Origin of the sequence: Serratia sp. BNK-33-b, from assembly GCF_048684565.1 — a bacterium.
In the GTDB taxonomy this organism is placed as follows: Bacteria; Pseudomonadota; Gammaproteobacteria; order Enterobacterales; family Enterobacteriaceae; genus Serratia; species Serratia marcescens.
Window position 1 is genome coordinate 2,538,256 of record NZ_JBLQTZ010000001.1, and the last position, 24,828, is coordinate 2,563,083.

General features: G+C 61.2%; 22 protein-coding genes, 2 pseudogenes and 1 other annotated feature. Of the genes and pseudogenes, 9 read left to right on the plus strand and 15 right to left on the minus strand.

Going from position 1 to position 24,828, the window contains the following annotated elements; translation table 11 throughout:
* Window positions 1-73: 73 nt before the first annotated feature.
* The gene (gene clcB / locus ACMGGK_RS12035; protein ID WP_176063259.1) at window positions 74-1,375 is read left to right on the plus strand and encodes a voltage-gated ClC-type chloride channel ClcB; all 1,302 of its coding nucleotides are present in this window, start codon (window positions 74-76) and stop codon (window positions 1,373-1,375) included.
* On the opposite strand, the gene ACMGGK_RS12040 is transcribed toward clcB, so the two are convergent.
* Window positions 1,372-1,764 (minus strand): helix-turn-helix domain-containing protein, encoded by a 393-nt coding sequence (locus tag ACMGGK_RS12040; protein WP_016927863.1) that lies wholly within the window; start codon window positions 1,762-1,764, stop codon window positions 1,372-1,374. The two genes, clcB and ACMGGK_RS12040, sit on opposite strands and share 4 nt — an antisense overlap.
* Window positions 1,765-1,834: 70 nt before the next feature.
* Between ACMGGK_RS12040 and ACMGGK_RS12045 the strand changes: the two genes are divergently transcribed.
* Window positions 1,835-2,329 (plus strand): DUF2938 family protein, encoded by a 495-nt coding sequence (locus ACMGGK_RS12045; protein ID WP_049298957.1) that lies wholly within the window; start codon window positions 1,835-1,837, stop codon window positions 2,327-2,329.
* 5 nt (window positions 2,330-2,334) lie between these two features.
* Here the strand turns inward: ACMGGK_RS12045 and bioD are convergent, their stop codons facing one another.
* The 3 genes from bioD to ACMGGK_RS12060 all read right to left on the minus strand — a co-directional run bounded on the left by bioD (window position 2,335) and on the right by ACMGGK_RS12060 (window position 5,415).
* Window positions 2,335-3,003, minus strand: a complete 669-nt coding sequence (gene bioD / locus ACMGGK_RS12050) for a dethiobiotin synthase (protein ID WP_049298955.1) — start codon at window positions 3,001-3,003, stop codon at window positions 2,335-2,337.
* Between the two features lie 144 nt (window positions 3,004-3,147).
* On the minus strand, window positions 3,148-4,365 hold the full coding sequence (mlc, locus tag ACMGGK_RS12055; protein ID WP_004938526.1) for an ROK family transcriptional regulator: 1,218 nt from the start codon (window positions 4,363-4,365) through the stop codon (window positions 3,148-3,150).
* Window positions 4,366-4,524: 159 nt separating this feature from the next.
* On the minus strand, window positions 4,525-5,415 hold the full coding sequence (locus tag ACMGGK_RS12060; protein WP_049298953.1) for a LysR family transcriptional regulator: 891 nt from the start codon (window positions 5,413-5,415) through the stop codon (window positions 4,525-4,527).
* 147 nt (window positions 5,416-5,562) lie between these two features.
* Here ACMGGK_RS12060 and ACMGGK_RS12065 point away from each other — a divergent pair, with 147 nt between their 5' ends.
* Window positions 5,563-6,831, plus strand: a complete 1,269-nt coding sequence (locus ACMGGK_RS12065) for an MFS transporter (protein WP_170913122.1) — start codon at window positions 5,563-5,565, stop codon at window positions 6,829-6,831.
* Window positions 6,832-6,882: 51 nt separating this feature from the next.
* Here the strand turns inward: ACMGGK_RS12065 and ACMGGK_RS12070 are convergent, their stop codons facing one another.
* Window positions 6,883-8,169: a glycoside hydrolase family 10 protein gene (locus tag ACMGGK_RS12070; protein ID WP_420276925.1), complete on the minus strand. Its 1,287-nt coding sequence runs from the start codon at window positions 8,167-8,169 to the stop codon at window positions 6,883-6,885.
* Between the two features lie 126 nt (window positions 8,170-8,295).
* Window positions 8,296-10,092, minus strand: a complete 1,797-nt coding sequence (locus ACMGGK_RS12075) for a glycoside hydrolase family 3 protein (protein WP_420276926.1) — start codon at window positions 10,090-10,092, stop codon at window positions 8,296-8,298.
* A 277-nt stretch (window positions 10,093-10,369) separates the two neighbouring features.
* Here ACMGGK_RS12075 and tus point away from each other — a divergent pair, with 277 nt between their 5' ends.
* The gene (tus, locus tag ACMGGK_RS12080) at window positions 10,370-11,308 is read left to right on the plus strand and encodes a DNA replication terminus site-binding protein (RefSeq protein ID WP_420276927.1); all 939 of its coding nucleotides are present in this window, start codon (window positions 10,370-10,372) and stop codon (window positions 11,306-11,308) included.
* Here the strand turns inward: tus and ACMGGK_RS12085 are convergent.
* The 4 genes from ACMGGK_RS12085 to ACMGGK_RS12100 all read right to left on the minus strand — a co-directional run bounded on the left by ACMGGK_RS12085 (window position 11,298) and on the right by ACMGGK_RS12100 (window position 14,606).
* On the minus strand, window positions 11,298-11,666 hold the full coding sequence (locus ACMGGK_RS12085) for a VOC family protein (RefSeq protein WP_028128189.1): 369 nt from the start codon (window positions 11,664-11,666) through the stop codon (window positions 11,298-11,300). The two genes, tus and ACMGGK_RS12085, sit on opposite strands and share 11 nt — an antisense overlap.
* A gap of 90 nt (window positions 11,667-11,756) precedes the next feature.
* On the minus strand, window positions 11,757-12,446 hold the full coding sequence (locus ACMGGK_RS12090) for a helix-turn-helix transcriptional regulator (protein WP_016927872.1): 690 nt from the start codon (window positions 12,444-12,446) through the stop codon (window positions 11,757-11,759).
* A 61-nt stretch (window positions 12,447-12,507) separates the two neighbouring features.
* Window positions 12,508-13,905: a class II fumarate hydratase gene (fumC, locus tag ACMGGK_RS12095; protein ID WP_016927873.1), complete on the minus strand. Its 1,398-nt coding sequence runs from the start codon at window positions 13,903-13,905 to the stop codon at window positions 12,508-12,510.
* A 230-nt stretch (window positions 13,906-14,135) separates the two neighbouring features.
* Window positions 14,136-14,606 carry a hypothetical protein gene (locus ACMGGK_RS12100; protein ID WP_228009684.1) on the minus strand — a complete coding sequence of 157 codons (471 nt, stop codon included), beginning with the start codon at window positions 14,604-14,606 and terminating at the stop codon, window positions 14,136-14,138.
* 322 nt (window positions 14,607-14,928) lie between these two features.
* On the opposite strand from ACMGGK_RS12100, the gene manA reads away from it, so the two are divergent.
* Window positions 14,929-16,107, plus strand: coding sequence for a mannose-6-phosphate isomerase (manA, locus tag ACMGGK_RS12105; RefSeq protein ID WP_240429882.1), 1,179 nt, complete (start codon window positions 14,929-14,931; stop codon window positions 16,105-16,107).
* Window positions 16,108-16,247: 140 nt separating this feature from the next.
* Entirely contained in the window at window positions 16,248-17,780 is a 1,533-nt protein-coding gene (locus ACMGGK_RS12110) for a YdgA family protein (RefSeq protein ID WP_028128187.1), read from the plus strand.
* Window positions 17,781-17,824: 44 nt separating this feature from the next.
* Here the strand turns inward: ACMGGK_RS12110 and ACMGGK_RS12115 are convergent.
* From ACMGGK_RS12115 to ACMGGK_RS12125, 3 genes and pseudogenes are all read right to left on the minus strand, one after another.
* A pseudogene (locus tag ACMGGK_RS12115) lies at window positions 17,825-18,160 on the minus strand (serine hydrolase); the annotation flags it as partial.
* Window positions 18,161-18,201: 41 nt separating this feature from the next.
* Window positions 18,202-19,442 (minus strand): IS3 family transposase gene (locus ACMGGK_RS12120; protein ID WP_420276929.1). Its coding sequence is split into 2 segments (ribosomal slippage): window positions 18,202-19,127 and window positions 19,127-19,442, totalling 1,242 coding nucleotides; the frame shifts between segments, so codons are not numbered across the junction.
* Window positions 19,018-19,134, minus strand: a sequence feature (AL1L pseudoknot). (Overlaps the previous gene by 117 nt.)
* Window positions 19,443-19,493: 51 nt before the next feature.
* Window positions 19,494-20,318: pseudogene (locus ACMGGK_RS12125) on the minus strand (serine hydrolase domain-containing protein); the annotation flags it as partial.
* Between the two features lie 102 nt (window positions 20,319-20,420).
* Here ACMGGK_RS12125 and ACMGGK_RS12130 point away from each other — a divergent pair.
* Entirely contained in the window at window positions 20,421-21,326 is a 906-nt protein-coding gene (locus ACMGGK_RS12130; RefSeq protein WP_033640465.1) for a LysR family transcriptional regulator, read from the plus strand.
* Between the two features lie 29 nt (window positions 21,327-21,355).
* Here ACMGGK_RS12130 and blaSRT read toward each other — a convergent pair whose 3' ends face one another.
* Window positions 21,356-22,492 (minus strand): SRT/SST family class C beta-lactamase, encoded by a 1,137-nt coding sequence (blaSRT, locus tag ACMGGK_RS12135; RefSeq protein ID WP_016927879.1) that lies wholly within the window; start codon window positions 22,490-22,492, stop codon window positions 21,356-21,358.
* Here blaSRT and ACMGGK_RS12140 point away from each other — a divergent pair.
* Both ACMGGK_RS12140 and ACMGGK_RS12145 read left to right on the plus strand, forming a co-directional pair.
* Window positions 22,491-22,706 (plus strand): hypothetical protein, encoded by a 216-nt coding sequence (locus tag ACMGGK_RS12140; RefSeq protein WP_420276930.1) that lies wholly within the window; start codon window positions 22,491-22,493, stop codon window positions 22,704-22,706. The genes blaSRT and ACMGGK_RS12140 overlap by 2 nt on opposite strands.
* A complete protein-coding gene (locus tag ACMGGK_RS12145) occupies window positions 22,699-23,580 on the plus strand; it encodes a LysR family transcriptional regulator (RefSeq protein WP_097102130.1) in 882 nt (293 codons plus the stop codon). The genes ACMGGK_RS12140 and ACMGGK_RS12145 overlap by 8 nt, the downstream gene beginning before the upstream one ends.
* Here the strand turns inward: ACMGGK_RS12145 and ACMGGK_RS12150 are convergent.
* Window positions 23,577-24,608 (minus strand): Mal regulon transcriptional regulator MalI, encoded by a 1,032-nt coding sequence (locus ACMGGK_RS12150; RefSeq protein WP_033640467.1) that lies wholly within the window; start codon window positions 24,606-24,608, stop codon window positions 23,577-23,579. The genes ACMGGK_RS12145 and ACMGGK_RS12150 overlap by 4 nt on opposite strands.
* Window positions 24,609-24,828 lie beyond the last annotated feature (220 nt).

The window sequence follows — 24,828 nt, forward strand, 5'->3', positions numbered from 1 at the left end:
ACTGGTCATCGGCCGGAGCGCCAAGCACAATGCGCTGATGACCCTTTGATTTTTCTCACGACGCCGCCCACGCATGAAAAGATTGGTCCACCTGCACCACTATCGCGCCCTGCTGCGCAGCCTGTTTATCGCCGTGTTTATCGGCGTCGCCGCCGCCCTGGCGGTGTGGCTGTTCCACCGTTCGATGATTGGCCTCGAGTGGCTGCTGCTCGGCAATGCCGACGGTAGCCTGGTGGCCGCCGCCGCCGCGCTGCCCGGCTGGCGACGCGCGCTGACGCCCGCCCTGGGCGGTCTGGCGGCGGGCCTGCTGCTGTATATTCACCAGCGCTACCGTCACCAGCGTCCGGCGGCGCCCACCGACTATATGGAAGCGATTGAGACCGGCAACGGCAAGCTGGATACCGGCGCCAGTCTGGTGAAGTGTCTGGCGTCGCTGCTGGTGGTGTCGAGCGGCAGCGCCATCGGCCGTGAAGGCGCGATGATCCTGCTGGCGGCGCTGGTGGGATCGCTCTTCGCCCAGCGCTTTACGCACGAGAAAGAATGGAAACTGTGGGTGGCCTGCGCCGCCGCCGCCGGGATGGCCAGCGCCTATCATGCGCCGTTGGCGGGCAGCCTGTTTATCGCCGAGATCCTGTTCGGCACCCTGATGCTGGCCTCGCTCGGCCCGGTGGTGATCGCCGCAGTGAGCGCCCTGCTGATGACCAACCTGCTTAACGGCGGCCAGGCGCCGCTCTACCTGGTGACGCCGCTCGCCGCCCCTCTGCCGACGCAATACCTGCTGATGGCGCTGGTCGGCGTGGTGGCCGGCGCCGGCGGGCCGCTGTTTTTGTGGTTGATGACCGCCACCGGCCGCGCGTTCCGATCGCTGCGGTTGAAGCCGCCGTTGCAGCTGGCGCTGGGCGGCCTGATCGTCGGGCTGCTTTCGCTGCTGTTCCCACAGGTGTGGGGCAACGGTTACAGCGTGGTGCAGGCGCTGCTGATCGCGCCGCCGGGGGTGTTTCTGCTGGGCGCGATCCTGGTATGCAAGCTGTTGGCGATCCTCGCCAGCAGCGGGTCGGGCGCGCCCGGCGGGGTCTTCACCCCGACGCTGTTCGTCGGCGCCGCGCTCGGTTCTATCATCGGTCAGCTGTTCGGCCTGTGGCCAGGCATGGATGCGGCGGTGCCGCTGCTGCTGGCGCTGACCGGCATGGCCACCCTGCTGGCCGCCACCACCCATGCGCCGATCATGGCGGCGCTGATGGTGTTTGAAATGACCGGCGAATACGCGCTGCTGCCCGGCATTCTGCTGGCCTGCGTGATCGCCACCACCGTGTCGCGCGGCCTGCGGCCGGTATCGGTATACCACACCGCGCCACCGCCTAAACGCGAGGCTTAAAACTCGCCCTGCTGCAGCAGCTTCCTGAACTGCGGGCACTGCAGGTGTTCCGGTTCAGGGCAATCGACCATGTGCTGCAAACCGGCGCGCACCTGCCCCAGACGCCGCAGGGTGCGATCCAGTTCTTCAATCCGCGCCGCCAGCAGCCGGCGATCGAGGGCAATGCGTCCCCGCTCGTCAAACAGCGAGGCGATCTCATCCAGCGTAAATCCCGCCAGCCGCCCGAGGGCGATCAGCTTCAGTTGATCCAGCACCCCAGCGGCGTATTGGCGACGTAAACCATTGCGGCCTATCGACGCGATCAGCCCTTTTTTCTCGTAATGCCGCAGCGCCGAGGGCGCGATGCCGCTCAAACGCGCCACCTCGCCAATATCCAGTTCTTTTGCCATTGACTTGAAGTCGACTTTAAGTTGCACACTGTGCGCACATTACACCATGAGTGACTTTAAGGGCACGAAAATGACGACAGAAATTTTACTGATGATTATGCTGGCCGGGGTGGGCGCCACGCTGTGCACCGATCTGTGGGCCATCGTGCAAAAGCGCGTGCTGGGCATCCCGCCCCTTAACTACGCGCTGGTTGGCCGCTGGTTTATCGGCCTGTTCGACGGCCGGTTTTATCACGCTCCGATCATGGCGGCGCCGGTGCGACGGGGAGAAAAAGCGATGGGATGGCTGCTGCACTACGCGATCGGCGTCGCCTTCGCCTTTATCCCGCTCGGCTTGGCGGGCATCGTGTGGTACGCCGCGCCGACGCCGCTGGTCGCGCTGCTGAGCGGCTGGCTGAGCCTGGCGGCACCCTTCTTCGTGATGCAGCCGGCGTTGGGCTTTGGCGTAGCGGCGGCGAACACCCCCAATCCGACGCGTAGCCGCATCATCAGCCTGCTGGTGCATACGGTGTACGGCCTGGGGCTGTTTGTCTCCGCCCGTTTGTTGGCCCCTTTGCTGGCCTGAGCGCGCTAGCGCAGCAGCGTGGAAATGTCGAGATAGTGCGCCAGTTCGCGCTGCTCCGCGCGCGGCAGATACGGGATCTCACCCAGCAGCGGCGCGGAAATGCGCTGCTGCAGCGCCGCGATGGTTTCGGCATAGTGCGCCAACCCCGGATTGATGCGGTTGGCGACCCAGCCCAGCAACGGCAGGCCGTCATTGATAATCGACTGTGCGGTCAGCAACGCGTGGCTGACGCAGCCCAGCTTGATGCCCACCACCAGCACCACCGGCAGCTGTTCCTGCACCACCCACTCGGCGTAAGGCCGCAGATCGTTCATCAGCACCCGCCAACCGCCGCTGCCTTCCACCACCACCGTATCGGCTTTGGCGGACAGATCCCGCAGACCGCTGCTCATCACGCCATAGTTGATGTCCTCGGTCGCATGCGCGTGAAACACCTCATCCAGGCAGGTGATGGGATTGATCTCCTCGTAGGACAGCGGCAGGGTTGAAGATGCCTGCAATACCAAAGCGTCTTTATTGCGGATGCCCTCGCAGGTTTCCTGGCAGCGCGCGGCGATCGGCTTGTAGCCGGCCACCGAACGGCCTTCGGCGGCCAGCGCCTGCATCAACCCGCGGGAAACCACGGTTTTACCGACGTCGGTATCCGTGCCTGTCACAAATAAACGCTTCAACATGAATAAAATGCCCCAGAATGCCCCGTTAACAATGTATCGCCGCACCGGCGGCGAAGAAGTCTTTCGGAAAAATTCTAGGGGATGCTGCCGCGTAGGGGCTTGAGGTAGCTCAATCTTTTGCAGGATTAATAAGAAGTTCTGATGTTAGCCTTGCAGCAGCTGCACCAGCAATGAACCGTTATACAGCGCCTCTTTCACCAGCGCCGCGCCGGGCATGGTGCCCTGATTGAAGAACTGCGTGGATTCGACCTTGACCTGCTCGCTGTAGGCCGGCAGCGCCTGTTGGCGAATGCAGGAGGCGATGGCCGGGTGCAGGATCTCCGCCGCGCGGTTGAGCGGCGAGCCCACCAGGATCTTCTCCGGATTGAACAGGTTGACCATGATAGCCAGAATGCGCCCCACGCTGTGGCCGACGCCGAGAATGATGTCCCGCGCCAGCTGATCGCCCGCCAGCGCGGCGTCACACAGCGATTCGACGGTCAGCGGCGCGCCGTGCAGGCTGGAGCTCATCGAGCCGCTCAGCCGCTGCTGGGCGATCTCCAGCATGTTCTCGATGCTGGCCACGGTTTCGAGACAGCCGTGGTTGCCGCAGTAGCAGCGTTTGCCGTAGGGATCGACCTGGGTGTGGCCGATCTCCACCACGCTGTGGCTGCCGGCGTGCAGCACGTGGCCGCCCGTGATCACCCCGGCGCCGACGTTGTGGTCGATCACCACCTGAATCACGTTCTGGCTGCCGCGCGAGGCGCCGTACAGCGCCTCGGCCATGGTCCAGGCGCTGATGTCGTGCTGCAGGTAAACCGGCAGGCCGGTGCGGGTTTCCAGCGCCGGGCCGAGCGGCATCTCCAGCACATCGTAAAACGGCATGCGATGCACCACGCCGGACTGCACGTCGATCATGCCCGGCAGCGTGATGGCGATCGCCGTCAGCCGTTCCAGCTTGCTTTGGTGGCGGATAAAGAATTGGTCGACTTCGGTCAGGATGCGTTTCAGCAGCGGTTCGGGGTGTTCGGCCGCCAGCGGCAGCTGCTCCTCCACCACCAGTTTACTGCTGAGATCGCGCAGCGCCAGCGTGATGCTGCCGCGGCTGATGCGGGCGGACAGGTAATGCCAGGCCTCGGTGTCCAGCACCAGCCCCACCGCCGGGCGGCCCCGGCTGCCGATTTCCTGGTACTCGGTTTCCTTGACCAGATGGGCTTCCAGCAGCTCGCGCACGATCTTGGTGATGCTGGCGGGCGCCAGCTGCGCGCGTTTTGACAGTTCGATACGCGAAATCGGGCCCAGTTGATCGATTAGCCGATAAACCGCCCCCGCATTGGTCTGCTTGATTTGATCGATATGCCCAGGCTGCCCAACCGCAATCACAAACCTGCTCCTACTATTTTTCGCGCTTCTAAATAAAGACTAGGGGTTATGGTGGGGCTTTTGTCATACAGCGTCAACTATTTGATTAGTTATGTGATTTGCTGCACAAATTCCTCGCAATTTCAGCGTGAATTGATTTTTATTTGCCCAAGTTCAACGTCATTTCAGCATCAACGCCATCAGCGCCTGCGCGGCAGCGGTCAGCGGCCGGCGGCGGTGATGCACCAGCCACACTTCGGTGGTGGCGTCCGGCTCCGCCAGCGGCAAATAGCGCACGCCGTCCACCCTCACCCGGGCGAAAGACGCCGGCAGAATCGAGACGCCCAATCCGGCGGAGACCAGCCCGATGATGGTCATCGCTTCCCCCACTTCCTGGGTGATATACGGGGTAATGCCGGCTTTGCCGAGCAGCAGCAGAATTTCGTCGTACAGCGCGGTGCCCACTTCGCGCGAGAAGAACACGAACGGTTCCCGCGCCAAGTGTTGAAACCGCAGCGCGCCGCCGGGCGTTTCCGCCAGCGGATGCCCTTCCGGCACCACCGCCACCAGCGGCTCACGCAGCAGCAGCTGATAGTGCAGCGCCTCCGGCAGCCGCGTATTGCGCATCACCCCCAGATCCAGCTCACCGTTCAGCAGCGGTTCGATCTGCTGTTTGGTGTTGATTTCGCGCATCTTGATGTGCACCTGCGGGGACTGCTGGCGAAAGGCGCGCAGGCTGCGCGCCACCACGCCGATAAAGGGCGCGGAAGAAGTAAAGCCGATGGTCATTTCCCCCAGTTCGCCGCGATCCAGGCGCGCCGCCTTTTCCGCCGCGCGCCCGACCTGATCGAGCACCTGATAGGCTTCTTTGAGGAACATCTCCCCGGCCTGCGTCAAGCTGACGTTGCGGTTGTTGCGCGCCAGCAAGCGCGCGCCGACCATCTCTTCCAGCGCCTGAATTTGCTGGCTGAGCGGAGGCTGGGAGATGCGCAACCGCTCGGCGGCGCGGCCAAAATGCAACTCTTCCGCCACGGCGATAAAGTAACGCAGGTGTCTCAGTTCGATATTCATATTTAAAACGTCTTAATTTGAATTATTAATATATTAGACAAAAAAATCGCCGCTCCCTATCATTTTGTTATCTGTAACCTGTCTGTTTATCTCCCCGAAGTTCGGTAAGGAAACGCTGTGACAACCCCTGTGCGTTCTGCGGCCGCGATGCCGTCGACGCTGGCCGCCAACGATGACGCGGCCGCTGCGCCAAAAGTAAAACGCTCCACCCTCAACAACAAACTCCCCTATATCGAACGCGGCACGCCGCAGTTTATGCGCGTGACGCTGGCGCTGTTTTCCGCCGGGCTGGCAACCTTCGCGCTGCTCTACTGCGTGCAGCCGATCCTGCCGGTGCTGTCGCAAGATTTCGGCGTCTCGCCGGCGGAAAGCAGCCTGTCGCTTTCGGTCTCCACCGGCCTGCTGGCGATCGGCCTGATGTTTACCGGGCCGTTGTCCGACGCCATCGGCCGCAAGTCGGTGATGGTGGTGGCGCTGCTGCTGGCGGCGGTTTGCACGCTGATTTGCGCCTTTATGACCAGCTGGCACGGCATTTTGCTGATGCGCGCGCTGATCGGCCTGTCGCTGAGCGGCGTGGCGGCGGTCGGCATGACCTACCTCAGCGAAGAGATCCATCCGAGCTTCGTCGCCTTCTCGATGGGGCTGTATATCAGCGGCAACTCGATCGGCGGCATGAGCGGCCGCCTGGTGACCGGGGTGTTGACCGATTTCTTTTCCTGGCGCGTATCGCTTGGCGTCATCGGCCTGTTCGCCCTCGCCGCCGCCTGCATGTTCTGGCGTATCCTGCCTGCCTCGCGGCATTTTCGCGCCAGCTCGCTGCGCCCCCGCACCCTGCTGATCAACTTCAAACTGCATTGGCACGATAAGGGGCTGCCGCTGCTGTTCGCGGAGGGTTTCCTGCTGATGGGCAGCTTCGTCACCCTGTTCAACTACATCGGTTATCGCCTGCTGGCGGATCCTTATCACCTGAGCCAGGCGGTGGTCGGCCTGCTGTCGGTGGTGTACCTCACCGGTTCCTACAGCTCGCCCAAGGCCGGCGCGCTCACCTCACGCTTCGGGCGCGGCCCGGTGCTGCTGGCGTCGATCGTGATTATGCTGATCGGGATCCTGATTACCGCGCTGCCGCAGGTGCCGGCGATCTTTATCGGCATGATGCTGTTCACCGCCGGTTTCTTCGCCGCCCACTCGGTGGCCAGCAGCTGGATTGGCCGCCGCGCGCGCCGCGCCAAAGGCCAGGCGTCGTCGCTGTACCTGTTCTGCTATTACGTCGGCTCCAGCGTGGCCGGCACCCTCGGCGGCGTGTTCTGGCACAGCTTCGGCTGGAATGGCGTGGCGGCGTTCATCAGCCTGATGCTGTTGCTGGCGCTGCTGGTGGTGCATTACCTGAAACGCCTGCCGGAAGCGGCCCGTCTCTGAAAAGAAAAAGCCGCGGCGACTTGCCGCGGCCCGTCATGCCGGAGCCTGTGATTATTGACCGGTTTTCCAGCGGGTGCGCAGGTAGTTCACGGCCTTATCCGTTTGCGGCTCGGTCAGATAACGTTGCCGGAACAGGATGGTTCCCCCCATCCCCGGCAGGCTCTCGTTGAGATCCAACTGCCTTTTCAGCTCGGGGACGCCGCCGTCGACGGTCCAGGCCGGCTCGCTGGCCGATGGCGTACCCACTTTATACAGCGCCACCCCGGCATAAAGCCGAACCGGCGTGCCTTTCACCACCTCGGCCCACCAGTTGGCCAGCACGTCGTAGCGGACAATTTCACGATCAAAAGGCCAATACAGCTGCGGTGCGATGTAGTTGAGCAGCCCCAGCTTGACCCACTGGCGCGTATCGGCATAGGCCGTATCGTACGACGGCGCGCCGGCCCGCGTCGCCGAGCCGGCAGGATCGTCCGCTTGGTTTCGCCATACGCCCGCCGGGCTGACGCCAAACGCGACTGCGGGCTTCAACGCTTTGACGGTGGCGGAAACCTGTTTTATCAATTGCAGCGTATTGTCTCTTCGCCAGGCGGCTTTGTCTGCAAACCCTTGGCCGTATTCGCGATACGTCCTTTCATCATCCAGCGGCGATTGCGGCGTTTCGTAATAGAAATAATCGTCAAACTGAATGCCGTCGACATCATAGTTTTTGACAACTTCAGCCACCACGCCGGTGATCCAGTTGCGCACGTCGGGCAGACCAGGATCGAGCACGAAGCGATCGCTGGCGGTGCGTATCCAGTCGGGATGCAGCGCATAGACGCTGGCCGGCGGCGACTGCAGCGTATGATTAAGTGCATCTATCGTTTGCTGTCGGGTATTCATGGAAACCCGATAAGGGTTCAGCCAGGCGTGGACCTTGATGCCGCGCCGGTGCGCTTCTGTCAGCATAAAGGCCAGCGGATCATAACCGGGATCCTGGCCCACGGTGCCGGTCAATACCTCCGACCAGGGCAAGATGTCAGAACGCCACAGGGCCGTTCCGTCCGGTTTAACCTGAAAATACACCGTGTTAATCCCGGTTTTCACCATGTCGTCCAGCGCGTCCGTCAGCCCCTGCTTCTGCAGGCGCGCCCGCTCTTGCGGGGATTCCGCTTTCAGCGAGGCCGCCGGCGGCCAGTCCAATCCAATGACCGTGGACAGCCAGATGCCCCGCATCGGTGTAACCGGCGGTGTCGGCCGCGAGGGCTTCTCCGGTTCGGGGGGCTTGGCGCATCCGCCCACGCCCAGCATGGCGGCCATCAACAGCCATCCGCCTAATTTTGTTGCGCCTGTCGGCATCAGTATTCTCCTTCCGTGAGTGACGGTTATCCCATGTCGCGGCGTGCGGAGCAAGAAACCGCCCGCTTTCTCAACGCTAGCAAGCTGCCGGCGCCGCCCTTTCTGACGACGCCGGTACTTGTCCCATTACCAGCTCAGCCCCGTCCCGCGAGGGAATGCGATTTTGCCCGTGTTGGTCTCCACATCGTAGTCATGCCAGGTGTTGACCGGCAGTTTGCCCTGCGGGGTGATTTTCCCCGTCAGCACCTGCGCCAGCGATACCATCGAGTGGCCGCGCCATACCCCGCCGTCATAGCCGTAATAGGAATAGGTAGCGACAGCCGCCTCCACCTCTGCGGCATAGTTCACGATATCGTAAGGTGCGCGCAGTGAGAGATGAACGCGCTTTTTCCCCTGCTCGGCGGCGTATTTCAGCCAGCCCGGATAAGGACTGGTATCATTAGCCGCCCCGGTTGCGGAGGTCACGACCCCATCCTGCTCGGCAGGCGTAAAGCGGGTTGAGAGGGTTCCGAGCAAGAACACGTCGCAGCCGGCAATATGTTCCCTGACCTGGGCGTCGCTCAGTTCCGTTTCCTTCGCGGCCACGACGTTCTGATAGCCCTCCTGCGCCATCACGTTCGCGATGCCGTTGGCCTGCTCGCCCCACGGCGTCAGAATAAAGTAGCGCAGCGCCTTGTCCTTTAGCGGCAGCAGACATTGACGGTTGATAACCACGGTAATGGAACGATCGGCGATGCGCTTTTCCAGCCTGTGCGCTGACGACGCAACGTCGTTGGAACAAGGTTTATCGCTATGGCCCATCAGGCCATGGCGTAATTTCAGGCGCAAAATGCGCTCGACCGAGGCATCGATATCAGCCTCGCTGAGATGCCCGGTTTTCACCCGCTCCGCAATGTAGCGGATAAGCTCGGGCAGCAGACTCGCCTGCGCCGGCGAGGCGATGCTGACAGGCATCAGGGCGATATCCACCCCGGCGATAAAGACGTTTTCAGCCGCCGCTTGCTGGCTGAAATGCTCGGCAATCGCGCCCATATCCAGCGCGTCTGAAATCGTTACGCCGGCATAACCCAGCTCATTGCGCAGGATCTGGGTCTGGATTTCGCGCGACATGGTGGCCGGCACCGTGATTTTATCACCGTTGCGGGTGTCGATCTGGCTGTTATCCAGTGCGGGGTACTGAATATGCGCAGTCATCACCATGTCCGGCGCCACGCAGCGGTCAATGGCCTGCTTGTAAGGCGCGATATCGATGGCAAAGGCCTCTTCCCGCGTACGATCGACGCGCGGCAAACCGGTATGCGAATCGGTGGAGGTGCTACCATGGCCGGGGAAGTGTTTGTACGCGGTGATCAGCCCTTGCTGCTTCATCCCCGCCACCATTTTCTCGGCCAGGCGGGCAACGGTGTTCTTATCATCGCTGAAGGCGCGAACGTTAATCACCGGGTTGAACGGGTTGGTGTTGACATCCACGACCGGGGCAAAGTTGGTATTGATATGCAACGCGCGCATATCCTGAGCCATCAGTTTGCCCTGTTCAACGGCGAGCTGTTTATCCGCGCCGCCCTCAATCGCCGCCGCCAGCGCCATATTGCCGGGGAATGAGGCGTAGTCGCCGCGCGGCAGCCGGAAAACGTTACCGCCTTCGTTATCCGTGCCAATAAACAAACGAACGCCGGCGTGCGTTTTCATCGCGGCATACCAGGCCGTCAGCGTTTTGATCTGCTGCTTGTCTTTCAGATTATTGGCAAACAGGATCACCCCACCTATGTGGTTATCGGTGATCAGCTTGCCAATGGCTGCATCGGGAACGGTCATATCCTGATTGCTGCTACCGTTCCGATCCCAGTAGCGAAAATCCAGCATGATTTTTTGCCCGATCTTCTCTTCCAGCGTCATGTTTTTGACTTTCTGTTTAATATCCACCGTAAACCTCCGTTTAAAGCACCCGTTAATGACAGAAGAAAAGATAACCCGAGGGGCTCATAGCGTCCTGCCATTCTGTTTGTTCCAGCGATTGGACAACGGCAAACAAGAAATGGGCTAAACAAAAAATAAACGAGCGAGAGAATTCCCCCTGCTGCCCGCCCTATTTCCCCTGGCAAGCTGGGCGGGCAGTTTAGCCGAGTATTGCCCCATTGCCGATGTTGCCCCCAGTCGGCCGTTCTTCTATAGTATGTTGTAACTAATATGGGAGTGAGCGATGAGCAGATACGATGTGATTGGCCGAATGAACGCCTGCTTTAACGAGCTGGAGCAGGCGCTCGGCGCGTTGCAGCAGCAGATCGCCCCGCTGCGGTTGCTGGCGGCGCGGGTGTTCAGACTGCCGGAGGTTGAAAAAGGCCAGGAACATCAGGCGATTTCGCATATCGCGGTCGAGCAGCATGTGGGGCAAGCGGCGCGCGATCTGGCGCTGGAACACTATCAACGGTTGTTCATCCACCATAACCGGGAGAATGTCAGCAGCAAGGCCGCCGTGCGCCTGCCCGGCGTCATCTGTCTGGCGGTGGAGCAACCGGAATATCAGACGTTGCAGACGCAGTTGGCGCTGATCAACCGCCTGAAGAGCGAACTGGAGCAGATTATCACCGTCGATTCCGGTCTGGCGCCGGAGCAGCGTTTCGAGTTCGTGCACACCCATCTGCACGGGCTGATTACCCTCAGCGCCTACCGCACCCTCACCGCCCTGACCAATCCCGACTCCGTGCGCTTCGGCTGGGCCAACAAGCACATCATCAAAAACGTCAAGCGGGACGACATTCTGGCGCAGCTGGAGAAAAGCCTGAAAGCCGGCCGCGCGGTGCCGCCGCACAGCCGTGAACAGTGGGCCGCCCTGGTCAGCCGCGAAATAGACGACGTCAGCCGCCTGCCGCAGCATGCGACGCTGAAAATCAAGCGGCCGGTAAAAGTGCAGCCGATCGCCCGGGTGTGGTATCAGCAGCAGCAAAAACAGGTGCAACACCCCTGCCCGCTGCCGCTGATCGCCCTGTGTCAGGTTGAAAACGGCGCTGCGGTGCCGAAGATTGGCGAGCTGCTCAACTACGACGCCGACGCGGTGAAACACCGTTACAAACCCGACGCCAGGCCGCTGCGGCTGCTGGTGCCGCGCTTGCACCTGTATGCCGACGACGCTACTCGCTGAGGGCATACACCCGCAGGCGATGGCCGTCCGGATCCCGCGCCACGAAGGTGTAACCGAATTCCATCTCGGTCGGCGTTTGCTCGATAGGCAGCCCGAGTTCGCGCCACTGGTTATAGCGCGCCTCGACCTCTTGCGGATCCTGGCACAAGAAGCCCAGCTCACCGCCGCCGCCGGTCAACGTGGCGGCGGGTTTTACCCCCTGTTTGGCCCACATCCCCAGCTTGAAGCCGTTGTTGAGTACGAACAGGGCGAAGCCGGGAGAAAGTTCCACCGGCGCCTGTCCCAATAAACGTTGATAAAAGGCGGCGCTGTTGAGCGGGTTGTCGACGTAAAGCAGGGTCATGCTGGGAAGGGTCATCGGTCTGTCCTCTGGATGATGGGAACCGGTCGGTTCCCGATAGGCACAGACTAAGGCGCGCGACTGACAGTTTATGGCAGCAGCGTGCCGCTATTGCTCCGCTATGCCCTCGCTGAGGCGCCACTCTTTCAGCAGCCGCCGCCGGCCACGCGGATAACGCTGTTCCAACGGCGTGGCGGCCTGGATGCGATCGAGGCGAAAATGGCGAAAGGCCTGACGCAGCTCGCACCAGGCGACCAACATCTGAAACTGATCGAAAAAGCCCAGCGCAAAGGGCCAAAGCAGGCGTTCGCTGCGCTGTCCCGCCAGATCGAGGTAGTCGATATGCAGTTTGCGCTCGCGGCGGATGGTGTCACGGATCAGCACCCGCATCTCATCCGCCACCGGCGGCGCCTGAACCGGCGCGATAAGCAGCGTATTGGCCTCCAGCTCCTCCCGCAGCGCCGGCGGCAGCACCGCGGCGATCTTGGCCAGCGCCTGGCCCGCCGCGCTCGCCAATTGGCTGTCGCCGCGGCGGCTGACCCAGCGCATCCCCAGCACCAGCGCTTCAGTCTCCGCCGGCGAGAACATCAACGGCGGCAGCATAAAGCCGGGGCGCAGCACATAGCCGACGCCCGCCTCACCGGCGATCTCCGCCCCCTGCTGCTGCAGCGTAGCGATATCGCGGTACAGGGTGCGCATGCTGATGCCCAGCGTCTGCGCCAGCGCATGGCCCGCCACCGGATAACGGTGGCTGCGCAGCAGCTGCATCAGATCGAGTAAACGTTGTGCGCGCGACATCTTAATTTCTCCATAAAAAAGGGGCTTACCTCAGTAAGCCCCCGGTTGTCTCACAGATCAATTATTTCTGCATGCTGCCGACCATCGCTTCCGGCCGCACCCACTCGTCGAACTGCGCTTCGGTCAGGTAGCCGAGCTTCAGCGCCGCGGCTTTCAGCGTCAGCCCTTCCTTGTGCGCTTTCTTGGCGATTTCCGCCGCTTTGTCATAACCGATGTGGGTGTTGAGCGCCGTCACCAGCATCAGCGATTCATTCAGCAATTGGGTGATGCGATCGCGGTTCGGTTCGATACCCACCGCGCAGTGCTCGTTAAAGCCCTGCATGCCGTCGGCCAGCAGGCGAATCGACTGCAGGTAGTTGTGGATCACCATCGGGCGGAACACGTTCAGCTCGAAGTTGCCGGAAGCGCCGCCGATGTTCACCGCCACGTCGTTGCCCAGCACCTGCGCGCACAGCATGGTCATCGCTTCGCACTGGGTCGGGTTGACCTTGCCCGGCATGATGGAACTGCCCGGCTCGTTCTCCGGGATCGAAATCTCACCGATGCCGCAGCGCGGGCCGGACGCCAGCCAACGCACGTCGTTGGCGATCTTCATCAGCGAAGCCGCCAGCCCTTTCAGCGCGCCATGCCCTTGCACCAGCGCGTCGCAGGTCGCCAGCGCTTCGAACTTGTTCGGCGCGGTGACGAACGGCTGATGGGTCAATTCCGCCAGCGCTTTAGCGACGCGCACCGCGTACTCCGGATGGGTGTTCAGGCCGGTGCCGACCGCCGTGCCGCCCAGCGCCAGCTCGGCAATGTGCGGGATACTGTCCTCGATGTGTTTCAGATTGTGCGCCAGCATCGCCGCCCAACCGGATATCTCCTGCCCCAGGGTCAGCGGCGTGGCGTCCTGCAGATGGGTGCGGCCGATTTTGACGATGTCGCGGTAGGCTTCGGCCTTGTCGCTCAGCGTCTTGTGCAGCACTTTCAGCTCGGGGATCAGGTGCTCGCGCAGCGCAATCACCGCCGCCACGTGCATCGCGGTGGGAAACACGTCGTTGGAGCTTTGGCTTTTATTGACGTCGTCGTTCGGGTGCACCTTGCGCTCTTCACCGCGCACGCCGCCCAGCAGCTCGCTGGCGCGGTTGGCCAACACTTCGTTCATGTTCATGTTGGTCTGGGTGCCGGAGCCGGTTTGCCAGATTGACAACGGGAACTGGTCGGCATGGCGATCCGCCAGCACTTCGTCGGCGGCCTTGATGATAGCGGCGCCCCGTTCGGCCGGCAGCAGCCCCAGATCCACGTTCACCTGCGCGGCGGCGCGCTTGGTCAACGCCAGCGCGTGGATCAGCGCGGTCGGCATCTTTTCGGAGGAAATACGGAAATGCGCCAACGAACGCTGGGTTTGCGCGCCCCACAGCTTGTCGGCCGGTACTTCGATGGGGCCCATAGAGTCTTTTTCGATACGAACGCCTGCCATCATGATCTCCTTAGCATAATTCCTAAAATTGTAGGGTTAGGCCGACGCGCTACCCCCCGTCGGCATGCACTCCCAGTATAGTGACATAATAACTATTCGCATTAAGAGAGTTATCTCACAGCACGTTTCATCTCTTTTACCCATTAACGACGCGGTTATTTTCCGCCGGTTAACCCGCGGTGAAATAAACGGCCGGGAATGAGCCTGGAGAATAAAAATGTGGATAACCATTAATGCGGATGACGCGAATTAAAATTATTGATGCGTTGCGCCTGTAAATGATTGAGCTCATCGAACCGTTGCTGCTGCAGATGATTGATCTCGTCGTAGGCGTCCTGCCGTTCATTATGCCGATACACCCCGGTCGCCGCCGCACCGGCGGTGAGTGCCAGCGGATGCGCCACAGCCGCGACCGGCGCGGGTGTAACGACGATCGGTGCCGGCGCGATCACCACGGTGCGTGGCGCCGCGTAGGGATAGGCGACAATCACCGCCGCCTGGGTTGCGCCGGTGCAAAGCCCCAATAGCAACAACAGTTTTTTCATGCAACAGACCTCTTGTTTCGTTAAATCGACGTGTTGGCCGTTACGGTAAACGGGTCTGACGCGCAGGTTTAAGCTCAGCGTGTGATAGCCCGGCGCAGCGCGAAAATAATAATTAAGGGAATGGCTCAGACGGTAAAAAATAAATTCAGCCGACATAGTTTGACATGCTGAAAAAATAAATAATGACGCAGAATGACCAAGCTATCGGCAATAATTCCGCGGGGCCAAAGAATAATCGATCGGCGGGTTTTCCGGGCCGCCTTGAGGCCTGCGCGCCAATTGAGACGCCGATCGTTATCACGCTATACTTTGGCCCCGTTGCCGGGCGCGACGTTATCCGGCGTTTTTTTGATCGCGCCCATGATTTTTCCTGCCGACGCGGGCGTAGGATAGGTGTCGGCACAGATTTAGTTAACCGTATAAAATCAGTAGGTTATTGTCATCCAGTACGACAATGACGTTAAGGACGTTTATCGACATGCAAAAAATGACCAACGCGGTACAGCATTACGCCTGGGGCAGCCACGATGCGCTGACCCGTCTTTACGGCATCGCCAACCCGGATAATCAGCCGATGGCCGAACTGTGGATGGGCGCCCATCCCAAGAGCCCTTCCCGCGTGCCGGGCGCCGACGGTGAACTGCGTTCGCTGCGCGATCTGATCGACGAAGACCAGCCAAAACAGCTGGGCGCCAACGTCGCCAGCCGTTTTGGCGAGTTGCCGTTCCTGTTTAAAGTGCTGTGCGCCGATCAGCCGCTGTCGATCCAGGTCCACCCGAGCAAAGCGGCGGCCGAGGTCGGCTTCGCGAAAGAGAACGCCGCAGGCATCCCGCTGAGCGCCGCCGAACGCAACTACAAAGATCCTAATCACAAGCCCGAGCTGGTGTTCGCCCTGACGCCGTTCCTGGCGATGAACGGTTTTCGTGAATTGGCCGATATCGTTTCCCTGCTGCAGCCGATCGCCGGCGCGCACCACGACATCGCCGCCTTCCTGCAGCAGCCGGACACCGCCCATCTCGAGACTCTGTTCGCCAGCCTGTTGACGATGAGCGGCGAACAAAAATCGCTGGCGCTCGGCGTGTTGAAAGCCGCGCTCAACAACCAGCAGGGGGAACCCTGGGATACCGTGCGCTTCATCGCCGGCTTCTATCCGGACGACAGCGGTCTGTTCTCACCGCTGCTGTTGAACGTGGTGCAGCTCGCGCCGGGCGAGGCGATGTTCCTGTATGCCGAAACGCCTCACGCCTACCTGAAAGGCGTGGCGCTGGAGGTGATGGCCAACTCGGATAACGTGCTGCGCGCGGGCCTGACGCCGAAATTCATCGACGTGCCCGAGCTGCTGGCCAACCTGCAGTTCCGCCCGCAACCGGCTTCCGGCCTGCTGACCCAACCGGAGCAACGCGGCAACGAGCTGTTCTTCCCGATCCCGGTGGAAGATTTCGCCTTCTCACTGCACGATTTGACCGCCGCGCCGCAGGCGCTGGCACAGCGAAGCGCCGCCATCGTGTTCTGCGTCGCCGGCGAAGCGACGCTGGAGAAATCCGGGCAACGCCTGACGCTCAAACCGGGCGAATCCTGCTTTATCGGGGCGTTCGAATCCCCGGTCAACGTCAGCGGCAGCGGCCGCATCGCCCGGGTTTATAACCAACTGGCCTAACCGTTGATAAATTTCAGCAAATTGCTTGCTGAAAGCGAGAGCTGCCCCCACAATTAAGCGCCTGCGGGCGTTTTTTGGCGGCCCCTATTTGCCCCTCCCACGCAACGGAGGGTGATAAGAAAAAAGGATGAAACAGAGCTATGAAAAAATCGTTAGTCGCTGTCAGCGTCATTGTCGTTCTTGGCGCAGCATGGACCGGGGCATCCTGGTACACCGGGAAACAGATCGAGCAGCACATGGGCGAAGTCGTCGACAACGCCAATGGCCAATTGAAAGCCTACCTGCCGAAAGCCGGCGTCAAGCTGAGCTATGAAAATTACCAGCGCGGCCTGTTCAGCAGCAAAGTGCGTTATGTGCTGCGTTCCGACGGCACGGATACCAGCGAAAACGCGGCGCTGAAAGCCGGTGAAGAAGTGGCGTTCCTGGAAACCATCGATCACGGTCCGTTCCCGTTCGCGCAGCTGAAAAAATTCAACCTGCTGCCGAGCATGGCGTCGGTGCATACCGAGCTGGAAAACACCCCGGCGGTGAAAGGCCTGTTTGAAACCACCAAAGGCAAATCGCTGTTTACCGCCGATTCGCGCATCTCGTACAGCGGCGATACCGCGTCCACCATCGACTTTATCCCACTGGACTACCAGAAGGATAAATCTTCGCTGAAATTCAGCGGCGCCACCATTGACGCCGACGTGTCCCGCGATCTGAAAAAATTCGCGCTGGACGCCAATAGCGACACTATCGTGTTCGCCAGCCCGAATGAATTCGGCCAAAACGAGCAGATCACCTTCCAGGGCTTCAACCTGAAAGGCAACAGTAACGAAAGCAAGTTCGGCGTGAAGCTCGGCGATCAGACGATGACCCTGAAACAGTTCAAACTGACGATCGACGGTAAAGACACCGTGGCGTTGGACGGTTTCAATCTGGTGAGCAAGTTCGGCGAGCAAGGCAGCAGCAACATCGGCGGCCAGATCGACTACACCATGGACGCGCTCAAGGTGCAGGGCAACGACTTCGGCGCCGGTAAACTGACGCTGAAAATCGACAACGTCGACGGCAAGGCGCTGAAAGACTTCTCCGACAGCTACAACCGCCAAACCATGGCGCTGCTGCAGCAGGGCGAGAACCTGGATCCGGACGTCTACGAACAGCAGACCTCCGAGATGCTGCAAAAGAACCTGCCGATGCTGCTGAAAGGCAATCCAAGCCTCAGCATCGCCCCGCTGAGCTGGAAAAACAGCAAGGGTGAGAGCATCTTCACGCTGGATCTGGCGATGACCGATCCGAGCAAGGCCGCCTCCCCGGCACAATCGCCGGATCAGCTGATCGCTCAGGCGGTTAAAAAGCTGGATCTCAGCCTGACCATTCCGGAAGCGATGGCCACCGAAGTGACCGCGAAGACCGCCTTGTTGCAGGGCTATAATGCGGAAGACGCGCAGAAACTGGCGCAGCAGCAAGTGCAGGGCCTGGCGGCCATGGGCCAGATGTTCAAACTGACCACCCAGAAAGACGGCGTGATCGCGAGCCAGTTCCATTACGCTGACAATCAGGTTGACCTGAACGGCAACAAAATGTCGCTGCAGGAGTTCATCGGCCAGTTCGCCATGCTGGGCGCCCCGGCGGAAGACGCTGAACCGGCGCAGGAAGCGGAACCCGCTCCGGCACCGGCGCAGTAATCGCCTGAAAACCTAACAAGGGCCCCCTGCGGGGCCCTTTTTATTTACGCCGCATAAACCGCATCGCGGATCTGCTGCGGATAATAACCGCACATGCCTTCAAACGCGGTGTTGGTCAGTATCACCACGCTCAGCTGCGCCTGTGGATCAAAGAACCAGCTGTGGCCGTAAACGCCGCCCCAGGTCAGCGTGCCGGCGTGCTGCGGCGTCTGCGCCGCTTCTGCGTCAATCAGCAGCGCGCCACCAAAGCCGAAGCCCCAGCCCGGCCCTTGCGTTTGCGCCTGCGCGCCCACGTGCGGGCTGCGCAGCAACGCCACCGTCTCCGGCTGCAACATGCCCTGCCCGCCGCTGCGCAACGCTTCCACCAGCTTCAGCACATTGAACCGCCCCGGTTTTTTTGGAGAGTTTTTAGTCCGGAAGCTCAGGCTGCCAGACCATTATTTGTACTGGAAGCATAATAGGCATTTTCAGCTTCTACCGGCGGTATGTGTCCTAGCCGTTCCAGTAACCTTCTATTGTTGAACCAGTCCACCCACGCCAGTGTCGCAAGCTCCACTTCCGCGTGGTTTTTCCAGCTCTTACGGTGGATCACTTCCGCTTTGTAAAGGCCATTGATACTCTCGGCCAGGGCATTATCGTAAGAGTCGCCTGTGCTGCCTGTCGACGCCAACAGCTCCGCCTCCTGCAGCCGCTGGGTGTACGCCAGTGACACGTATTGGGAGCCCTTGTCCGAGTGATGGATTGTACCTGAGGGGCGACGTGCCCACAGAGCTTGTTCCAGAGCATCTAGCACGAACCTTGCTTCCATCGACGATGAGACCCGCCAGCCAACGATCGTGCCCGCGAACACATCGATTATGAACGCCACATAGGCGAAGCCCTGCCAGGTGCTAACGTACGTAAAATCTGCACACCAAAGCTGATTGGGACGTTCTGCCACGAACTGGCGGTTTACCAGATCCGCTGCTGCCGCTGTTTTGCGACCGATCGTGGTCTTGATGACTTTGCCACGGAGTACGCCCCGAAGACCTATTATTTTCATCAGGCGTTCAACAGTACACCGGGCAACGCTAAAGCCCTCGCGGAGCAACTGACGCCAGACTTTTCGTGCTCCATAGACACTGTAATTTTCTTCGTAAACGCGTTTTATCTCCTGGCTGATTTGAGCATCGCACTTTTCTCGTTGGCTACATTTCTCAGGATACAGCCGGCGTTGCTGATGCCAGTAATATGTCGACGGGGCAATATCCAGTTCGCGACATACCGGCCCGACCCCGTGTGTACCACTCAGACACTGCATAAGTGGCATTATTTTTTCCAGTGGCGGTCGAGCTCCGCCTGGGCAAAATAAGCTGAGGCCTGGCGCAATATATCATTGCTGCGGCGTAGCTCCCGATTTTCACGCTCCAGTTCTTTTAAACGCTGGCGCTCATTGGTGCTCAGTCCGCCATCATCAGTGTTGACGGGGCTGACACCACCACTGGCATCATTTTTATGCTGGCGCAACCAGGCTCGTAAGGTGTCGTAATGGCACCCGATTTTTGACGATATGGCACGAATGGCATCCGGCTCAGAGTCATACTCATTACGGTGTTCCAACAACATTCTGACAGCGCGCTCACGCAGTTCAGGGGGATAGCGTTTGGCGGATGGTGATTTCATTTTGGGTCTCCTTTCACTGAGAGTTTAGTCTCCAAGAAACCCGGTACGGTTCACATCGTCGGCATCGCCGACCATGCCCGCGCCGCCGGAAGGATAAGCCTCCGCGTTAAGCGCGCGCGCCGGCGAGAACGTCACTTCTCCCCCCGCCATGCCTTCCGGCAAGGCGATCCGCAGACCTTCATGCATGCGCAGCGGCCCTTGCGGCGTGTTGTAATACGGCGTCGCCAGGTTCACGGCGTCCGTCGCATGGAATGCGGTGTTGCCAAGCCCCAGCGGCTGCGCCACCCATTCGACAAACAGCTGCGGCAGCGACATGCCCGTCACCCGCTCCAGCACCGCGCCAAGCACGTCGATCGCCAGTGAATAATTGAAGCGCTCTCCCGGTTCCGACAGCAACGGCGCCTGCGCCAACAGCCGCAGGTTTTGCTCCAGCGTCAGCGTCGACAGCTCCACGCCGTCCTGGATCCCCAACTGATGGTAAACGCCCGCCGGCGGTTGGTTCAGCCGATAGTCCAGACCGGCGGTATGGCTCAGCAAATGGCGGATCTTGATCGTCGGGCGGCGGCCATCCGCCAGCGCCGGGGTAAACCACGGCAGCCAATCGCTGACCGCATCGTCCAGGCTCAGTTTGCCCCGCTCAATCAGGCGCAGCGCCGCCAGCGTGGTATAGGGTTTGGAGACCGACGACAGCCGAAACTGCGTTTCCCGCCGCATCGGCCGGCGCGCTTCGCGGTCGGCATAGCCGGCCGCCCCGGCGTAACAAATCTCGCCCCGCCGCGCCACCAGCACCACGCTGCCCACGATGCGCCCTTCGGCCATCGCCTGTTGATCGATCGCCGCGATCCGTTCTGTTAACGCCTGTTGTGTTGCCGACATGATTTTCATCTCGCTGAGGGAAAGTAAAACCAGTCTAAAACGTTCGTCATAAATTAAAATAAGGCATAATTTAATGAATCATTAAGCACAGGTTATTAATAGATGAGTTCACTCCTGCAACTGCTGCCCTATTTCGAAGCCGTGGCACGGCTGGGCAACTTTACCCGCGCGGCCAGCCAACTGGGCGTCACGCCGCCGGCGGTGTCGCAAAACATTCAGGCGCTGGAGAATCAGCTCGGAGTGAGGTTATTCCACCGCACCAGCCGCTCGGTGCGCCTCAGCGACGAGGGCCGATTGTTCTATCAGAAGGTGTCACCAGCCATGAGCCAGATCGACGTGGCGGCGGACGACGTGCGCGCCCTGGGCGCGCAGCCGGCGGGCCTGCTGCGCATTACGCTGCCGCAGCTGGCCGCTTCGCTGCTGGTGATGCCGCACCTGGCGGAATTTCAGCGACGCTATCCCGAAGTGCAGCTTGAGCTGTTTACCGAAGACCGCTTTTCCGATCTGGTGCTGGGCAGTTTCGATGCCGGCATTCGCATGCACGCCATGTTGCAAAAGGACATGATCGCCGTGCCAATCGACAACGGCCAGCGCCGGGTGCTGGTCGCCTCGCCCGACTATCTGGCGCGTTGCGGCGCGCCGGCCACGCCGGACGATCTGCTCGCGCACCATTGCCTGCGCTACCGTTTTCCCGGCAGCGGCAAATTGGAACCCTGGTATTTCAGTCGGCACGGCGATGAGCGGGCGCTGGACGTCAGCGGCAGTTTGATCTTTAACGAAGATCGGCTGATCAAGGATGCGGCGTTGGCGGGGCTGGGTATCGCACAGCGTTTTCAGGGTACGGTGTTGCAGGAGCTGGCGCAGGGCGATCTGGTGGAAGTGCTGCCGGAGTATGCCAGCGAGGCATCCGGATTTTTCATCTACTTTCCCGCCGGCAGGCATCTGCCGCTCAAGCTGCGCGCCTTTATCGATTTCATGCGCGAGCGGCGAGATCGACAGCACCGGTAACAGGGGCGCCCCGACGGCGCCCCCCACGATCAGCGCTTATCCAGCGCTTGCACGATGCGGTAAGCCGCCTCGACCCGATCGTCGTTCGGGAACCATTTGTTGGCCAGCATCACCACGGCGATATTCTTCGCCGGGATAAACACCGCGTAGGTGGAGAAACCACCGGTAGAGCCGGTTTTGTTATACCAGCCGGCGCGCAATTCCGGCTGCGGCGGCGTGATGGCGGTAGCCGGCGTGCCGTTCATGATCATCCCGGCGTTGTTGCCCTCGATCAAACGAGACAGTTTCACCGGGTATGGGTAGTTCTCCCACATCAGATCCTGCGTGAACGCGCCCGCCTTGTAATAACCGACGTGCGTCGCGGTCAGCGCCTCGCGCCACGGCTGCGCGACCTTCACCTGCTGCAGGTTGGCGTCCAGATAGCGAATCAGATCGCGAGCGTTGGACTTGATGCCGTAAGACTCGGCGTCCAGCGGGCCGGGATTGACCCGCACCGGCTTATCGTCCTTGTTGTAGCCCTGCGCATAGTTGGCCATCTGCGCCGCCGGCACCTGAACGTAGGTGTGGCTCATGCCCAACGCCGGCAGCATCCCCTGTTCCATCGCCTGGGTAAACGGCTGGTCGAGGCTCTTGGCGGCGATCATGCCCAGCATGCCGATGCCGAGGTTGGAATAGACGCGGTAGCTGCCCGCCGGATGTTTCGGCTGCCAGGCCCGGTAGTAGGCCATCAGTTGGGCGTTGTCGGTCACGTCGTCCGGCACGAACAGCGGCAGGCCGGAGGTATGCGTCGCCAGATTCAGCAGGCTGACGCCGTCGAAGGCGCTGCCGCGCAGCTCGGGCAGGTAGCGGCTGGCCGGATCGTTGAACGACAGCTTGCCCTGCTGCTGCGCATAGACCGCCAGCGTCGCGGTGAAGGTTTTGCTCAGCGAGCCCACTTCGAACAGCGTCTGCTCGGTGATCGGTTTGCCGGTCTGCTTCGAGGCGACGCCATACGGGTAAATCTGCTGTTTGCCGTCGACCGACACGGCGATCGCCATGCCCGGCACGCCATATTTTTTCATCAGCGGCTGAATAACGGCGTCGATATCCTGCTGCTGCGCGGCGTGCGCGGTCGGCAAGATCAGTGCGGCGATCAGCGCGGACGCCAGGCGGTTCATTTTCGTCATGATAGAGGCTCTTCGGTTGCAGGGCATCGGCCGCGGCCAAAAGTTTTTATTGGCGTTATGCACGGCGCTTTCCCTGGTTGATGATGTCATTCCTTTACGGCTGCCGCGACGCTCTCAGCAGCCGCGCCAAATATCGGATTTTGCCGTCGGGTTGACAAGCGATAATAATTTCAGCCAGCATAAAGAAAAACTTATGGCTATCGACAATGCGTAACCGACTTCCCCTCAACGCCCTGCGGGCGTTCGAATCCTCCGCCCGCCACCTGAACTTCACCCGCGCCGGCCTGGAGCTGCGCGTCACCCAGGCCGCCGTCAGCCAGCAGGTGCGCATGCTGGAAGAACAGCTGGGCATTCAGCTGTTCCGCCGCCTGCCGCGCGGGTTGGATCTGACCGAAGAGGGCCAGGCGCTGCTGCCGGTGTTGAGCGACGCTTTCGACCGCATCGAGGCGGTGCTGCAGCAGTTCGAAGGCGGGCATTTCCACGAGGTGCTGACGGTGGCGGTGGTCGGCACCTTCGCCGTCGGCTGGCTGTTGCCGCGGCTGGCGGCGTTCCGCGCGGCGCATCCGTTCATCGATCTGCGGGTGCTGACCCACAACAACCTGGTCAATCTGTCGGCCGACGGCATGGATTTCGCCATCCGCTTCGGCGAAGGCCTCTGGCCCGCCACCTGCAATATCAAGCTGTTCGACGCGCCGCTGACGGTGCTCTGCCCGCCGGCGGTCGCCGCGCGCTTGCGCACGCCGCAGGATCTGCAGCACGAGCAGCTGATGCGCACTTACCGCAAGGATGAATGGGAGCGCTGGTTCACGGCTGCGCAGGTGACGCCGTGGCGGATCAACGGACCGGTGTTCGACTCATCCCGGCTGATGGTGGAAGGCGCGATCCAGTGCGACGGCGTGGCGCTGGCGCCGGTCAGCATGTTCCGCCGCGAACTGGCCGCCGGCGCGCTGCAGCGGCCATTCGCCGCCGAGGCCGCGCTCGGCGCCTATTGGCTGACTCATTTGAAATCGCGGGATCTGACGCCGGCGATGAAAACCTTTATCGGCTGGATCCGCCGGGAGGCGGAAGAGGAACAGCGGCGGGACTAGGCGGAGCCGCGCCGGATCAGCGTCGGCGGCAAAATGACGTTCTGCGCCGGCAGATCGGCGTCACCGATGCGCTGCAGCAGGCGCGCGGCGGCGCTGCGCCCCACTTCCCGCGCCGAGCTGGAGACGAAGGTCAGCGGCGGCTCGGTCAGTTCGGCCTCCGGCACGTCGCCGAAACCGATCAGCGCCACCTGCCGGCCATAGTAGGCGTCGACCCCGTCCGAGCCGATACTGCGGCCGCTGCGCGTCAGGCCAAAATAGGCGCCGAGCGCGACCGACGCCTTGTGGCAGACGATGGCGGTAATGTTCGGGTAGTGGCGCAGCAGTTGCTCTGCCGCTTCCGCCGCCTCACGCTGCCGGCAATCGCACTCGACGATCCATTCGCTGCGAAACGGCAGGCCGTACTGCACCAGCGTGGCGCAAAAACCGCCCAACCGCTCGGCGCGCGTCAATGAGTCGCTCTGGCCGCCAAGGTAGGCGATTTGGCTGTGACCGCGTTTGATCAAAAATTCGGTGGCCAACTTGGCGGCCTGCATATTGTCCGGCCGCACCACGTCCACCCCATCGAGACCGCTGGAGCGCGCCACGCAGACCAGCGGCACGCCCTGCTCGGCCGCCTTTTCCTTCAGCCCAGCCGCCGCGCGGATGCCGCCCGCCAGCACGATGCCGTCGACGCCCTGCGCCAGCAGCGCGTCAAACGCCCGCTGCAAGCCCTGGCCGTCGCGCCCGCTCTGCGTCAAAAACAACAGCTTGTCGTGCGCCTCCAGCGCTTCGCTCAGCCCGGCGGTCATTTCGGCATAGAAGGGTTCGCAAATGTCGCGCAGAATAAGGCCAATCACTCCGGACTCCCCGCCGCGCAGCGTCGCCGCCTGGCGATTGCGCACATAACCCAGCTGCTCTATCGCCTGATTGACCTTCTCGGCGGTGGTCGGCGAAATGCGCCCTTTGCCGCTCAACACCAGGGAAACCGTGGTGACCGACACGCCCGCCTGCTGCGCCACATCGGTGATGGTGATTTTTTTGATGCTCATAGTCTCTGCGAACCCGTTCCTGGGCAACCCGCGCCGTAATGATCAAGGGTATACCGAATCCGTTAGCTCAGTAAAACGTTTTACTGCCTGCCGCATTGTCGCCAAAAACCGGGCGGCAGATTTGTGATTGGCGGCGCATTTTTGCTAGGTAAAACGTTTTATCTTCTTTTTACCTAATCAGAAGTCCCCTTTTTGCTCGTCTTTTCGCCAGGAGAAGTCG

Bases quoted from the DNA above. Each gene is read 5' to 3' on its own strand.
- ACMGGK_RS12085 (WP_028128189.1), bottom strand. From the start codon at position 11,666: ATGACCCTTCCCAGCATGACCCTGCTTTACGTCGACAACCCGCTCAAC.
- ACMGGK_RS12145 (WP_097102130.1), top strand. From the start codon at position 22,699: ATGCGTAACCGACTTCCCCTCAACGCCCTGCGGGCGTTCGAATCCTCC.
- ACMGGK_RS12100 (WP_228009684.1), bottom strand. From the start codon at position 14,606: ATGTCGGCTGAATTTATTTTTTACCGTCTGAGCCATTCCCTTAATTAT.
- manA (WP_240429882.1), top strand. From the start codon at position 14,929: ATGCAAAAAATGACCAACGCGGTACAGCATTACGCCTGGGGCAGCCAC.
- ACMGGK_RS12070 (WP_420276925.1), bottom strand. From the start codon at position 8,169: ATGCCGACAGGCGCAACAAAATTAGGCGGATGGCTGTTGATGGCCGCC.
- ACMGGK_RS12130 (WP_033640465.1), top strand. From the start codon at position 20,421: ATGAGTTCACTCCTGCAACTGCTGCCCTATTTCGAAGCCGTGGCACGG.
- tus (WP_420276927.1), top strand. From the start codon at position 10,370: ATGAGCAGATACGATGTGATTGGCCGAATGAACGCCTGCTTTAACGAG.
- ACMGGK_RS12065 (WP_170913122.1), top strand. From the start codon at position 5,563: ATGCCGTCGACGCTGGCCGCCAACGATGACGCGGCCGCTGCGCCAAAA.
- ACMGGK_RS12040 (WP_016927863.1), bottom strand. From the start codon at position 1,764: ATGGCAAAAGAACTGGATATTGGCGAGGTGGCGCGTTTGAGCGGCATC.
- fumC (WP_016927873.1), bottom strand. From the start codon at position 13,905: ATGGCAGGCGTTCGTATCGAAAAAGACTCTATGGGCCCCATCGAAGTA.
- ACMGGK_RS12150 (WP_033640467.1), bottom strand. From the start codon at position 24,608: ATGAGCATCAAAAAAATCACCATCACCGATGTGGCGCAGCAGGCGGGC.
- ACMGGK_RS12060 (WP_049298953.1), bottom strand. From the start codon at position 5,415: ATGAATATCGAACTGAGACACCTGCGTTACTTTATCGCCGTGGCGGAA.
- ACMGGK_RS12045 (WP_049298957.1), top strand. From the start codon at position 1,835: ATGACGACAGAAATTTTACTGATGATTATGCTGGCCGGGGTGGGCGCC.
- clcB (WP_176063259.1), top strand. From the start codon at position 74: ATGAAAAGATTGGTCCACCTGCACCACTATCGCGCCCTGCTGCGCAGC.
- blaSRT (WP_016927879.1), bottom strand. From the start codon at position 22,492: ATGACGAAAATGAACCGCCTGGCGTCCGCGCTGATCGCCGCACTGATC.
- ACMGGK_RS12090 (WP_016927872.1), bottom strand. From the start codon at position 12,446: ATGTCGCGCGCACAACGTTTACTCGATCTGATGCAGCTGCTGCGCAGC.
- bioD (WP_049298955.1), bottom strand. From the start codon at position 3,003: ATGTTGAAGCGTTTATTTGTGACAGGCACGGATACCGACGTCGGTAAA.
- ACMGGK_RS12140 (WP_420276930.1), top strand. From the start codon at position 22,491: ATGATAGAGGCTCTTCGGTTGCAGGGCATCGGCCGCGGCCAAAAGTTT.
- ACMGGK_RS12110 (WP_028128187.1), top strand. From the start codon at position 16,248: ATGAAAAAATCGTTAGTCGCTGTCAGCGTCATTGTCGTTCTTGGCGCA.